The sequence below is a fragment of the Candidatus Allofontibacter sp. genome, assembly GCF_040404065.1.
In the GTDB taxonomy this organism is placed as follows: Bacteria; Pseudomonadota; Alphaproteobacteria; order Pelagibacterales; family Pelagibacteraceae; genus Fontibacterium.
In genome coordinates this window covers 387,925-401,729 of the sequence record NZ_JBBAJM010000001.1, presented here as the reverse complement: position 1 = coordinate 401,729, position 13,805 = coordinate 387,925, and the positions used below count along the sequence as shown (strand labels likewise).

Here is a 13,805-nt window from a genome sequence, read left to right as displayed (position 1 = left end):
ATCAATTTTTTAATCCACAAATATCTCTATCGCATGGATTTTCTAAAATTTTCCAACAACGAGGACATTTTTTTCCTTGAGCTTTAGATATTCTAACAGCCACGCCTTCAATATCTTTTAAAGAAAAAAGATCATTTAGATTGTTGTAATTTAACGCCTTAGCTTCTGAACATATAAAAATCTCACTCAAGTCTTCTTCTTTAATAAGATTTAAATATTCATCTTTTAAATAAACAAAAACATTAGCTTCTAAACTAGAACCAATAATTTTTTTATTTCTAACATCTTCTATGGCTGCGTTAACAACTTGTTTTATTTTTTTTATTCCGCTCCACTTATCTTTAACCTCAGAATTACTCCAAACCAAAGGTATAATTGGAAAATCTTGCAAATGAATACTCTTAGAATCTTTATTTTGAATTACCTGATAAGCCTCTTCTGCTGTAAACGCTAGAATTGGCGAGAACCATTTGAGTAAAAAATTAGTAAGAACATTTAATACTTCTAAACAGTAATTTCTTCTTTTGCTATCCCGACTATCACAATAAAGAATATCTTTTTTTATATCAAAATAAAAAGCTGATAAATCTAAAGTACAAAAATTTAATAACTCAACATATATTTTATGAAAATTGTAAGATTTTATATAATCTCTAAATCGTAAATCTAAATCATAAATCTGAGTTAAAACATATTTTTCTAATGATGATAATTTTAAATATTCTATTTTAGAAAAATCATCATTTAATAATTTATCATTTAGATTGCCTAAAAGAAATCTAAGAGTATTTCTAATTTTTCTGTAAGACTCAGCATGTTGATTTAAAATCGCTTTATCAATTTTTAAATCTTCTGAATAATCTGACGCAACAACCCACAATCTAAGTATGTCTGCACCAAAATTTTTAATTACTTCTTCTGGTGCAACTACATTTCCCAAAGATTTAGACATTTTTTGACCTTTTCCATCAACAACAAATCCATGACATAAAATACTCTGAAATGGAGCCATTCCTCTGGTGCCACAAGATTCTAGCAAAGAAGAGTGGAACCATCCTCTGTGTTGATCTGATCCTTCTAAATAAAGATTTGCTGGCCAAGAAAGTTCGGGTCTTTTGTCCAAGACATAACTATGGGTAGATCCACTATCAAACCAAACCTCGACGATATCTTTGACTTGCTCATAATCTGCAGCGTTATAATCTTTTCCTAAAAAATCTTGTGGATTTCTTACAAACCAAGAATCGCTACCTTCGTCCTCGAATATTTTTGATATATTCTCTAATATTCTTTCATCAGTTAAAGGTTTTCCTGTTTTTTTTGAAATAAATATTGGTAAAGGCACACCCCAAACTCTTTGTCTAGAAACGCACCAATCAGGTCTTGTTTCGATCATTGATTTTAATCTATTTTGTCCTACGGCTGGATAAAATTTTGTATTACCAATTGCCGTTATAGATTTTTTTCTAAGATCATTTGTTTCCATAGAAATAAACCATTGCGGTGTGGCTCTATGAACTAATGGTGCTTTAGATCTCCATGAATGCGGGTAGCTATGCTTTAATTTATCCCTACCTAACAATTTGGATAAATTAGACAACTCATTAATAATTATTTCATCTGCTTTAAAAATATGAATTCCCGTAAATTTAATAATATTTTTTGTATAATGTCCCTTGTCATCAATTGTATCGAAGGCTTGAATATTATTATTTAAACACAAATAATAATCATCTGGTCCATGACTTGGTGCACAATGAACAATTCCTGTGCCTTGCTCTAAATTTACAAAAGCTGCATCAAGCATTGGAACATCAAAAGTATATCCGATGTCTTTGAATGGATGGTAACAAATAATATTTTTTAATTCTAATCCTGAAAAATTTTCTATAACTTCATACTGCTTAATCGCACAATCTGATAAAACTTTGTTTAATAATTTTTCTGCTACAATAATTTTTTCATTATTATTAATTTTTACAAGCGAGTAATTAATTTTATTATTAAAAGCTAAAGCTCTGTTACAAGGAATAGTCCAAGGAGTTGTCGTCCAAATAACTACACTGCTATTAATAAATTTTTCAGGTCCAGATTTAATTAAAAATTTTGCATAAATTGTATTTGAGACATGATCATAATATTCAACTTCTGCATCAGCTAATGCTGTTGACTCAACTACTGACCATAAAACTGGTTTGAACCCTCTGTACAATCCTCCATTAACTATAAATTTACTAATTTCTCTTGTTATTTGAGCCTCGGAAGATTTACTCATGGTAGTGTAGTAATTCTTCCAGTCCCCATTAACACCTAATCTGCTAAATTCTTGCTTTTGAATATCGATCCAATGTTCCGCAAACTCTCTGCATTCTTTTCTAAATTCATTAACTGGGACTGCATCTTTATTTTTTCCCTTTTTTTTATACTCTTCTTCTACTTTCCATTCTATCGGTAGGCCATGGCAGTCCCATCCTGGAACATAAGGTGCATCTTTCCCAGTCATCTGATTAAATCTTACAACAATATCTTTTAAAATTTTGTTTAATGCTGTTCCAATATGAATATGTCCATTTGCATAGGGAGGGCCATCATGCAAAATAAATTTTTCTCGACCTTTGCTATTAGATCTTAATTCTTGGTAAAGATTAATTTGCTCCCATAATTTAATTATCTCTGGCTCTTTTGCAGGCAAATTAGCCTTCATGGGAAATGAGGTTGCAGGCAGATTTATTTTAATTTCTGACATATTTTTTTTTTAAACTAATTTTAGCAATTTTAATATCTTTCTTAATTTGACGAATTAACATCTGACTATTCTCAAATTTTTTCTCTTTTCTAATAAAATCAATAAATAAAACTTTAACATTCTTATTATAAAAATTATGATTTTTTCCAAAAATATTAACCTCTAAAACTGGATCAGATTTGCCAAAAGTTGGTCTTACTCCATAATTTGCAATTCCGTTATAAGTTCCTTTATTAAAAATTATTTTCACAGCATAAACCCCAAATAATGGCTTAATTTGATTAAAAATTTTAATATTTGCCGTTGGAAATCCTATTCTTCTTCCAATCTTTTTTCCTTTAATAACCATTCCAGAAACCAGCCATGGCCTGCCTAACATTTTATTAACTAAACTAATTTTTCCGGATTGAATAAGGTCTCTAATTTTAGATGAAGAAATCTTCTGATTTCTAAATTTTCTAAAGTTAATTACAAATATTTTAAAATTATATTTTCGTGAAACTCGTTTTAAAAAAGAAATATTGCCTTTTCTTTTAAATCCAAACTTAAAATCCTCACCTACAAATATATTGGAAACTTTTAATTTATTAAAAAGAATATTTTTAACAAAGTTTTCATGGCTAATCTTAGAAAAATTATAATTAAAATCTTGCTTAATAATAAAATCTTTACAAAATTTTTTTATAAAATCTACTTTATCATTAGTATTTAAAATTCTATTATCAGTCTTACTAAAAAAATCTTTTGGTAACGGGTCAAAAGTAAAAATTCCAAATCTTTTTTTAAACTTTCTTGAAAAATTATAAGCTTTTTTTAGAAGTGCTTGATGACCAAGATGAATACCATCAAAATTTCCTATTGCTAAAAAAGAATTTAAAAATTTTTTATTAACAGAATTAGTATTATTATAAATTTTCATCTACCAAGTCAGTTCATTCTGAAAATAATTAATCTTAAAATTTTTATTGAACACAAATTTAGCAAGATTAATACTATGATTATTCCATTCAGATTTATGAATACCACCTGCTATAAATAAATTCTTAACATTGAGATTGTTTGCGCCTAAAATATCAGTATTTAAATTATCACCTATCGCAAGTATTTTATTTTTTTTAATTTTTTTTTTATATTTTTTTTTTAAAATCTTAAAAATATACTCATAAAAATATTTATAAGGTTTTCCAAAGTACTGAACTTTACCACCCATTTTTTCATATAGCTTGGCAATAGAACCTGCACAATACTCAACATTATCTCCTCTATGAACAATTAAATCTGGATTTGCACAAATCATTTTTAATTTTCTATTATTTATTTTTTTTAAAATTGAATAATATTTTTTAATACTGTCTTTGTTATTGTTAACACCTGTGCAAATCACAAAATCCGCTTTATTTAATGAAGTTTTTTTTAAACTTAAATTACTAAATAAACTTTCGTCTCTTTTTGGTCCAAGATGATAAAATGACTTATTTTTATAATTATTCTTCAAATAAGAGCGAGTTACATCGCCTGATGTAATTAATAAATTATAAAAACTTTTACTAAAATTAATTTTTTTTAGAAATTTTTGAACATCGTAATTTGGCCTTGGTGCATTTGAGATAAGTATAATTTTCTTATTTTTTTTTATATTTTTTAATGCTTTTAGAGCCTCAGAATAGCATTGCACACCATTATGAATTACACCCCAAAGATCAACGAAGAATATATTAAAACTTGAATAAATTTTATTTAACCCTCTTAAAAAAACAGGATTATTCATAAATTTAAATATTATTGGGTAGAATTAATTGTCTTTTTTAATTTTTCTACAATTAAATCTATTTCTTGTTTTTTTATAATTAAAGAAGGGGATAATGCAATAATGTCTCCCGTCACTCTTACAAATAATTTTTGATCTTTAAAAGCTTCACAAAGAACATTGTATGCTCTTCTTGATGGTTTGCCTGAAATTGGTTCTACTTCTACGGCTCCTATTAGTCCAAGATTCCTTATATCAATTATATGCCTAGTACCTTTTAACGAATGTAAAGCATCTTCCCAGTATTTTGCAATTTCTGATGCTCTAACTAATAAATTTTCTTTCTTATATAAATCAAGTGTTGCAATTGCAGCGGCACACGCTAATGGGTGTGCTGAATAAGTATATCCATGAAAAAATTCAATAGTTTTAGGATCTCCATTCATAAAAGTTTTGTAAATTTTATCTGAAACAAAAGTTGCGGCCATTGGTACGGTGCCACTAGTCAATCCTTTTGCTATAGTCATTAAGTCAGGTTCAATATTAAAAAAATCTGCAGCAAATGACTTTCCTAATCTTCCAAATCCAGTGATCACTTCATCAAATATTAAGATAATATCATTATCAGTACAAATCTTTCTTAATTTTTCTAAATAACCGACCGGTGGAATTAAAACTCCTGTTGAACCAGCAACTGGTTCAACAATAACTGCTGCAATATTAGCTGCGCCATGCTTTTCAATTTGTTTTAATAAATCATCAGCTAAATGAGCTCCCCATGCTGGCTGTCCTTTAGAATATGAATTATGTTCAAGATTATGTGTGTGAGGAAGATGATAAACATCTGGTAAAAATCTTTCAAATTGCTTTTTGTTATTAACTATACCTCCTACTGACAATCCTCCAAAACCTGTTCCATGATAACCTCTTTCACGACCTATTAAAATTCTTTTTGATGGTTGTCCAATTGCTCTAAAATAAGCTAAAGCAATTTTTAAAGCTGTTTCAACTGCCTCTGAACCAGAGTTACTATAAAAAACATGGTTTAAATTTTCTGGTGAAATATCTGTTAACTTATTACTTAATTCAAAAGCTTTATAATGACCCGCTTGAAAAGAAGGAACGAAATCTAACTCAGCGGCTTGCTCTTGAATTGCTTTTACAATCTCTTCTCTGTTGTGCCCCGCGTTACAACACCACAAACCTGCGACTGCATCTAAAATTTTATCTCCATTTGGAGTGTAATAGTACATACCTTTAGATTTTGAAATTATTCTTGGGTCTGCTTTAAAATCTTGATTAGCGGTAAAAGGCATCCAGAATGCCTCTAGATCATTAGGCTTATAATTAGTCTTTTGATTTTGATCTTTAGCTAAGTCGTTGTTTAAGCTCATAAGAGCTGTACTTTATAAAGTATAATTTTAGATCTTCCATATAAATTAGGTTAAAAAAAACTAATAAAATATAGTGTTTTAGCTATTTTATTGTACTATGCACCCCTTGAAATTTAATAGATCAGTCATCATATAGCGTCAGGTACATTGTTGTACGAAGTTATATTTTAACTAACAACTAATTTTACGGAGAATTAAATTAATGAACTTTAGACCTTTACACGATCGCGTTCTTGTTCAGCCCTTGGATGGAGAAGAAAAAACAGCAGGTGGAATAATTATACCAGACTCAGCAAAAGAAAAACCTTCTGAAGGAAAAGTTATTGCTGTTGGACCTGGAGCAAAAACTGAAGACGGAAAAATTTTACCAATGGAAGTTAAAGTTGGAGACCTTGTTCTATTTGGAAAATGGTCAGGAACAGAAGTTAAAATTGACGGCGTGGAATATAGCATCATGAAAGAGTCTGACATCATGGGCATCATGTCTAAGAAAAAATAAATTAAATATAAAAAAAGGAGAAAAAAAATGGCAGGTAAGATTGTAAGATTTGATACAGACGCAAGAAACGCAATGCTAAGAGGTGTTGATATACTTGCAAATGCTGTAAAAGTAACACTAGGACCAAAAGGAAGAAATGTAGTTATAGACAAATCATTCGGCGCTCCTAGAATAACTAAAGATGGAGTAACCGTTGCAAAAGAAATTGAGCTTGAAGATAAATTTGAAAACATGGGAGCTCAAATGGTTAAAGAAGTTGCTAGCAAAACTAATGAGGAAGCTGGTGACGGAACTACAACCGCAACTGTTTTAGCACAAGCAATCGCAAGAGAAGGTTGTAAATATGTTGCTGCTGGAATGAATCCAATGGATTTAAAAAGAGGAATTGATTTAGCAGTAGAAGCTGTAATAACAAGAATTAAAGAAAGTTCAAAAAAAGTAAAAACTAGTGAAGAAATTGCACAAGTTGGAACTATTTCTGCAAATGGTGAAAAAGAAATTGGAGACATGATTGCAAAAGCGATGCAAAAAGTTGGTAACGAAGGTGTTATCACAGTTGAAGAAGCAAAAGGTCTTTCAACGGAACTTGATGTAGTTGAAGGTATGCAATTTGATAGAGGTTATCTATCTCCTTACTTTATTACTAATGCAGATAAAATGATTGCGGAATTAGAAGATCCACTAATTTTTATCACAGAAAAAAAATTAACTAACTTACAGCCTATGGTTCCTCTATTGGAATCGGTTGTGCAATCTAGCAGACCATTTTTAATTATTGCTGAAGATGTTGAGGGCGAAGCTCTTGCAACTTTAGTTGTAAATAAATTAAGAGGTGGTTTAAAAGTCGTAGCCGTTAAAGCTCCTGGTTTTGGTGATAGAAGAAAATCAATGCTAGAAGATATTGCCATATTAACCGGTGGTCAGGTTATATCTGACGATCTTGGCATTAAACTTGAAAACGTAAAGTTGAAAGATCTTGGTCAATGTAAGAAAATTAGAATTGATAAAGACAACACAACTATCGTTGATGGTGCAGGAAAAAAATCAGAAATAGAAGCAAGATGTGGTCAAATTAGAAAACAAATTGAAGAAACTACTTCTGATTATGACAAAGAAAAATTACAAGAAAGATTAGCTAAACTTGCTGGTGGTGTTGCTATTATTAAAGTTGGTGGCGCTACAGAAGTTGAAGTTAAAGAGCGAAAAGACAGAGTGGAAGATGCGCTTAACGCTACTAGAGCAGCTGTACAAGAAGGTGTGGTTGTTGGTGGTGGATGTGCATTACTATATGCCTCTGAAGCTCTAAATAATTTAAAACCAAAAGGTGACGATCAAAAAGCTGGCGTTGAAATAATCAGAAAAGCTTTACAATACCCAATCAGACAAATCACAAGCAATGCTGGAGTAGATGGTTCAGTAATTGTTGGAAAACTTTTAGAAGGAAAAAAATCTTCTCAAGGCTACGATGCTCAAAGCGGTGAGTATTGTGATATGTTTGCAAAAGGTATCATTGATCCAACTAAAGTTGTTCGAACGGCTCTTCAAGATGCATCTTCAATAGCAGGACTACTTATTACAACTGAAGCAATGATCGCAGACAAACCCGACGACAAAAACTCTAATTCTGGTAGTGGTGGAATGCCAGGAGGAATGGGTGGTATGGGCGGAATGGGTGGTATGGGCGGAATGGGAATGTAATTCCATTCTTTCTAAGTAAACTTTCTAAAAAAATTCAAAACCCCGGACTAAAAATCTGGGGTTTTTTTTTGACTATTTTAAAAAATTCAAAAACTTACTATTCGCAATTTTTTTAGAAACAAAAATACAGGCAGAACTTTTTAATATAGTCCCATCATTTATAATTCTTAAATTATTAGCTTTTAAAGTTGAGCCTGTAGAGGTTATGTCCGTAATCAATTCAGAAGAGCCAGTGAATGGATAAGACTCTGTTGCTCCTAAACTTGGAACAACTCGAAACTGACTTACTCCTTTCGATAAAAAGAAAGATTCAGTTAAATTTGGATATTTAGTAGCAACTCGCATTCGACGTCCGTACTTTTCTCTAAATTCAAAGCTTACCTCTTCTAAGTCAGCCATATTCTGAACATCTAACCAATCTTTTGGTATAGCTACTACTAAATCAGCAAAACCAAAATTAAGTTTTTTAAAAATTTTTACATTTTGTGAATAAACGTCTGGCAACTCCTTAAGTAGATCTAGCCCTGAAATACCAATATCTAAAGTGCCGTCATTAATTCTTTCGATTATTTCTCTAGCGTGTAAAAAAACTCCATCTATTTCACTGTTATTTTTAATATTAAAGAAATAGTTTCTTTCTCCAAAAGAATTCATCACTTCTAGATTCTTGCTTTTTAAAAAAGCTAAAGATTCATCTTTTAATCTTCCTTTGCTTGGCAATCCTATTTTTATTTTAGACATAATTTTACAAATTTATTAATTCATTTAAATTAATTGCTCCACCTATAGCTGATATATTTTTCTTATAACCAAGAGTTCTAAGCAGACCATTATACTCTCCACCTCTTGCTAATTCGATAATTTTAGAGTTCTTTTTTACACAGGCTAAAAAGACTATGCCGGTATAATAATCAGTATTTCTTCCAAAATTTGTTTTAAAATTAATAGAATATTTTTTTCCTATTTCTTTATTTATTCTGCTAATTTTTTTTAAATAACTTTTAATAGATAAATTGTTTAATTTATTTTTTGAGAAAAAAAATAATATTGCACTTTCTGCCTTCTGAATTGAGGTATTAATGTTTAAAAAATCTCTAATAATATTAACATTCTTTTTTCCTTTATAACTATCCCTTGGATCTTTAATCTTTTTATTAAAACGTTTAATAATTTCAGAAACTGTCCTTCCACCAATTATTTCATTTGGATCTAGTTTTTCTAAATCTTGAAGTCTTTTTGTATCTAATTTAATTGCTTTTTGATCAAGATCATAATTTGTTTCTAATCTTTTCAACATATCCTCAAAATATTCTTTTCTAGAAAAATTTTTTACTAATCTTAATTTCCATCTAGACGGAAGTTCTAAGGATTCTACTAAAACTTTAAATAATCCAACGTCACCTAAAATAACTTCTAGCTTCTTGATTTTTTTTAATGGTTCTAATATGGAATTAATCAAAATATTTTCTGATTTATCACTATTTGAATTAATAATTTCACAACCTATTTGATCAAAAACTTTTAAATCTCCTTCTTTGTCTAATCGATAAGCGCTTCCGTAGTAACAATACTTTTCTTCTTTATTCTTTTTTTCCTGAATATATTTTAATGCTGTTGAAACGGTTAAATCAGGACGCAAGCTAATTTCTTTTCCAAATAAATCTTTGTAAGTTAATGTAAATTTTTTAAATTGCTCTCCTGATCGCTCGGTTAATAAATTAGTATCAATTAACAGATCCAAATCTGTAAAAATAAATTTGTTTTTCTTAAAATTGCTTAATATTTTTTTAGAAAGATCCTCTTTTAATCGCTTTTTTTCTAAACCCTGTTTCATTATTTAATCTCATTTAAAAGTTGATCTAAAGCTACTGTTTTTTGAGAGCTAGAAGATTCTCTCCAGTCATCCCTGTCTTTTAAAGAATCTGACATTTGTTTGCCTATTTCTAAATTTTTAATTGTAACTAAATTTTTGCTTACCTCATCTTCGCCACATAAAATAACGTAATTGCATCCTCGTTTGTCGGCATATTTTAATTGTGATTTTATATTGGCGCTTCCTGAATAAATTTCAGCGCTAATATTTTTTGTTCTTAACAAATTTAAAATTTTTACATAGTAATCCATATACTTTTCATCGAAAACACATATCAAAACTGGCGTTTCTTTTTCTGCTTTAATTTTATTTTTTTGAAGAATTGCATAAATTAAACGATCAAGACCAACTGAAATACCAGTTGAAGGGCAATCTTGATTATTAAAACGTTTTACAAGATCATCATATCTACCTCCGCCTCCTATTGATCCAAATTCAATTACCTCACCTTTGTTGTTTGTAACGCCGAATGTAAGATTAGCCTCAAAAATAGGACCTGTATAATATTCAAGTCCCCTAACAACAGTTGGATCAAATTTAAAATTATCGAATTTTAATAATGAAAAATATTTCTTTATTAAAATGAGCTCATTCACTCCGTCTAATATAGTCTGGTTATCTCCAGCTATCTTTTCTATTTTTTCAAAATTATTATCCGAAAGATCTTTAATGCTTAAAAAATTAATGATGTCTTTAATTTGAGATTCATCTAACTCGGCTCCTTTTGTGAAATCTCCAGATTTATCTTTTCTGCCTTTTCCTAAAAGATATTGCACACCCTCTAATCCAACTCTATCCAACTTATCAATAGCTCTTAGTACTATTGATTGTTTATTTTCATCGTTGATTTTTAGCTTTTCTAATAATCCTTTTGTTAATTTACGATTAGATATTTTAATTATAAATTCTTTTTTTGTTAAACCGCAGGTACTTAAAATTTCTGAAATTAAACAACACAACTCTGCGTCAGCAAATAAATTGCTTGTTCCTATATAGTCTGCATCAAATTGCAAAAATTCTCTAAATCTTCCAGGACCTGGCTTTTCATTTCTCCAAACTGTTCCTAGTTGATACCTTTTAAAAGGTCTTGGTAAATTATTAAAGTTTTTAGCTGCATATCTAGCTAGTGGAGCTGTTAAATCATATCGTAACGAAAGCCATTTTTTGTCATCCTCAAAAGAAAAAACTCCCTCCGATGGTCTATCTTTGTCAGGCAAAAATTTACCAATACTATCGGTAAACTCAAAACTAGGTGTTTCAAGATATTGAAAGCCATATTTAGCCATGATCTTTTTAATATTAGATATTAAAAGATCTCTCGCTAATAACTCTTCTTCTTGTCTATCTACAAAACCTGCGGGTAATTCACTGCTAGGTTTAAAAGTTTTTTTATTCATTAATTTGGTACAGCTGGGTGGATTCGAACCACCGACATCTGGTTCCACAAACCAGCGCTCTAACCAACTGAGCTACAGCTGCATGTTTTTTGTTTATAATATTATTTTGTTTTTAAATATATAATTCTATTAGCTAAGCGCATGCTCAGCATGAGGATGGTGTCTGTGAGTAGATATATATTTTTTAATCATTTCAATTAGAGGTTGATTATCAATCTGAGAATGAAATTGCAATTAAAAAATGGTGGTCTGAGCTGGAATTGAACCAGCGACACAAGCCTTTTCAGGGCTCTGCTCTACCAACTGAGCTACCAGACCACTGGGCATGTTTTTTTCACAAAACAATTTATTAATCAATTAAAATATTAAATTAAACCTTGTGAATTAAGCAAATTGTAAGTTTCAAACAAAGGCAAACCAACTACATTTGAATACGAACCATTAATTCTTTTAATAAATTTTTCAGCATAGCCTTGTATGGCATAAGCTCCGGCTTTATCTTTCCACTCATTTGTTAATAAATATTCTTCGATCTCCTGCTTAGTTAATCTTTTAAAAGTAATTTTTGTTGTAACCTTTTTAACTTTAATTAAGTTCTTTTTTGCCAAACATACACATGTCAAAACATTGTGTTTTCGTCCTGAAAAGAATGTTAAAAATTTTTTAGCTTCTTCTTTGTCTTTTGGTTTTAAAAAAATTTTATTACTACAAAATACTATAGTGTCAGCTGATAAAACAAATTCTTCTGGATATTTTTCTAAAGCTTTAAGAGCCTTATTTTTTGCAACTCTAATACAATAATTTTTAGGATTTTCTTTACTATTTATATCTTCATTAATCTCTGTAGAATAAATTATTTTTGGAAAGATTTTTATATTATTAAGAAGCTCTATTCTTCTTGGTGATGCAGAGGCTAAAACAAAACTATGTTTTGTTTCATTCATTATTTAAATCTAAAAATAATCCTGCCTTTAGTTAAATCATATGGGGTAACTTCAACCATAACTTCATCTCCAGCTAAAACTCTAATTCTGTTCTTTCTCATTTTTCCAGCTGTATGAGCCAATACTTCATGATTATTTTCTAATTTCACTCTAAACATGGCATTGGGTAACAACTCAGTTACCAATCCCTTGAATTCCAACATTTCTTCTTTTGCCATATTTAACTAATCCTAATTCTAATTGATTGAGAGTGCGCAAATAAACCCTCGTAATTTGCTAGGTGTATAGCTGATCTTCCTATCTTTTCAAGACCTTGTTTACTCATTTTAATAACTGATGTTTTTTTATAAAAATCATAAACAGATAACCCTGAAGCAAATCTTGCTGATCCAGCTGTTGGCAAAACATGATTTGGTCCTGCTAAATAATCTCCTATGGCTTCTGGTGAATTTTCTCCTAAAAAAATTGATCCAGCATTTTTAATTTGTTTTGCCAAAAATGAATTATTTTTAGTTTTAATCTCAAGGTGCTCTGGTGCTATATCGTTTACAGCGCTAACAACTTCTTTAAAGTTTTTACAAACTATAATCGCGCTATTATCATTAATTGCTTTTTTGGCTATTTGCTTTCTAGGCAAAACATCTAAAAATTTGTAAACTTTATTTTTAACCTCTAGGCCAAATTTTAAATTTGTTGTTACTAATATTGTCTGGGATAACTCATCGTGTTCAGCTTGTGATAATAAATCTATAGCTGTTAATGTTGAATCGTTATCCTCGTTTGCAACTACTGTAATCTCTGAAGGTCCCGCGACCATATCTATACCTACCTCACCGAAAACCTCTTTTTTAGCTGTAGTTACAAAAATATTGCCAGGTCCTACAATTTTATCAACTTTCGTAACGGTATTTGTTCCATAAGCAAAAGCTCCTATTGCTTGGGCGCCCCCTATTTTATAAATTTTTTTTACTCCACATATTTTAGCTGCATAAACAACACCCGCATTAATTTTATTATTTGGTGTAGGCATACATAAAGTAATGTTTTTTACACCAGCAACAATCGCTGGAACAGCGTTCATAATAACTGAGCTTGGATAACTAGCCGTTCCTCCTGGAATATATATTCCAACTCTATTTAATGGAGAAACTTTATAAGCTAATTCATTTTTATATTTGTCAAAATATTTATAACTCTTGATTGATTGTCTTTTATGAAAGTCTTTAACTCTTTCAAATGCAAGTTTGATAGAACTTTTTACTGAAGAATCTAAATCTTTTATAACTTTATTAATTTCTTTATCTGTTAAAATAATATTTTTTTTAGAAACTGAGCTTCTGTCAAATTTCTTTTGATAATAAACAACAGCATTGTCTCCTTTAGTTTTAACATCACTAAGAATTTTTTTTACAATATTAGCTTTGTTAGAAAAATTAGATTTTCTATTTCGAGAAATAAAATCTAAATCTTTTAAAAATCTATTTTTATTAAATTTTATAACTTTCAT

General features: G+C 29.8%; 12 protein-coding genes and 2 tRNA genes. 2 read left to right on the top strand and 12 right to left on the bottom strand.

Annotation, left to right across the window (positions count from 1 at the left end; genetic code table 11):
- Position 1: 1 nt before the first annotated feature.
- Genes ileS through aptA form a run of 4 tightly spaced genes read right to left on the bottom strand, consistent with a single transcriptional unit; the run spans position 2 to position 5,887 of the window.
- Positions 2-2,746, bottom strand: coding sequence for an isoleucine--tRNA ligase (gene ileS, locus AC8IG9_RS02140; protein WP_507425175.1), 2,745 nt, complete (start codon positions 2,744-2,746; stop codon positions 2-4).
- Positions 2,733-3,665 (bottom strand): bifunctional riboflavin kinase/FAD synthetase, encoded by a 933-nt coding sequence (locus AC8IG9_RS02135; protein ID WP_507425174.1) that lies wholly within the window; start codon positions 3,663-3,665, stop codon positions 2,733-2,735. Before AC8IG9_RS02135 ends, ileS begins: the two co-directional genes overlap by 14 nt.
- Positions 3,666-4,514, bottom strand: coding sequence for a TIGR01459 family HAD-type hydrolase (locus tag AC8IG9_RS02130; protein WP_507425173.1), 849 nt, complete (start codon positions 4,512-4,514; stop codon positions 3,666-3,668). It abuts the gene before it with no gap.
- A gap of 11 nt (positions 4,515-4,525) precedes the next feature.
- Complete coding sequence (aptA, locus tag AC8IG9_RS02125; protein WP_507425172.1) at positions 4,526-5,887, bottom strand: omega-aminotransferase AptA; 1,362 nt, start codon at positions 5,885-5,887, stop codon at positions 4,526-4,528.
- Positions 5,888-6,089: 202 nt separating this feature from the next.
- On the opposite strand from aptA, the gene groES reads away from it, so the two are divergent.
- Positions 6,090-6,386 (top strand): co-chaperone GroES, encoded by a 297-nt coding sequence (gene groES, locus AC8IG9_RS02120; protein ID WP_507425171.1) that lies wholly within the window; start codon positions 6,090-6,092, stop codon positions 6,384-6,386.
- Between the two features lie 27 nt (positions 6,387-6,413).
- Positions 6,414-8,084, top strand: coding sequence for a chaperonin GroEL (groL, locus tag AC8IG9_RS02115; protein WP_507425170.1), 1,671 nt, complete (start codon positions 6,414-6,416; stop codon positions 8,082-8,084).
- A 72-nt stretch (positions 8,085-8,156) separates the two neighbouring features.
- Here the strand turns inward: groL and hisG are convergent, their stop codons facing one another.
- From hisG to hisD, 8 genes are all read right to left on the bottom strand, one after another.
- Entirely contained in the window at positions 8,157-8,825 is a 669-nt protein-coding gene (gene hisG, locus AC8IG9_RS02110) for an ATP phosphoribosyltransferase (RefSeq protein ID WP_507425169.1), read from the bottom strand.
- A gap of 4 nt (positions 8,826-8,829) precedes the next feature.
- A complete protein-coding gene (locus tag AC8IG9_RS02105; protein WP_507425168.1) occupies positions 8,830-9,918 on the bottom strand; it encodes an ATP phosphoribosyltransferase regulatory subunit in 1,089 nt (362 codons plus the stop codon).
- Complete coding sequence (hisS, locus tag AC8IG9_RS02100; RefSeq protein WP_507425167.1) at positions 9,918-11,354, bottom strand: histidine--tRNA ligase; 1,437 nt, start codon at positions 11,352-11,354, stop codon at positions 9,918-9,920. The genes AC8IG9_RS02105 and hisS overlap by 1 nt, the downstream gene beginning before the upstream one ends.
- A 5-nt stretch (positions 11,355-11,359) precedes the next feature.
- Positions 11,360-11,436, bottom strand: a tRNA-His gene (locus tag AC8IG9_RS02095).
- Between the two features lie 160 nt (positions 11,437-11,596).
- Positions 11,597-11,672: transfer RNA gene (locus tag AC8IG9_RS02090), tRNA-Phe, on the bottom strand.
- A 47-nt stretch (positions 11,673-11,719) separates the two neighbouring features.
- Positions 11,720-12,298 carry a Maf family protein gene (locus AC8IG9_RS02085; RefSeq protein ID WP_507425166.1) on the bottom strand — a complete coding sequence of 193 codons (579 nt, stop codon included), beginning with the start codon at positions 12,296-12,298 and terminating at the stop codon, positions 11,720-11,722.
- Positions 12,298-12,516 carry a translation initiation factor IF-1 gene (infA, locus tag AC8IG9_RS02080; RefSeq protein WP_017943710.1) on the bottom strand — a complete coding sequence of 73 codons (219 nt, stop codon included), beginning with the start codon at positions 12,514-12,516 and terminating at the stop codon, positions 12,298-12,300. The genes AC8IG9_RS02085 and infA overlap by 1 nt, the downstream gene beginning before the upstream one ends.
- A 2-nt stretch (positions 12,517-12,518) precedes the next feature.
- A complete protein-coding gene (gene hisD / locus AC8IG9_RS02075) occupies positions 12,519-13,805 on the bottom strand; it encodes a histidinol dehydrogenase (RefSeq protein WP_507425165.1) in 1,287 nt (428 codons plus the stop codon).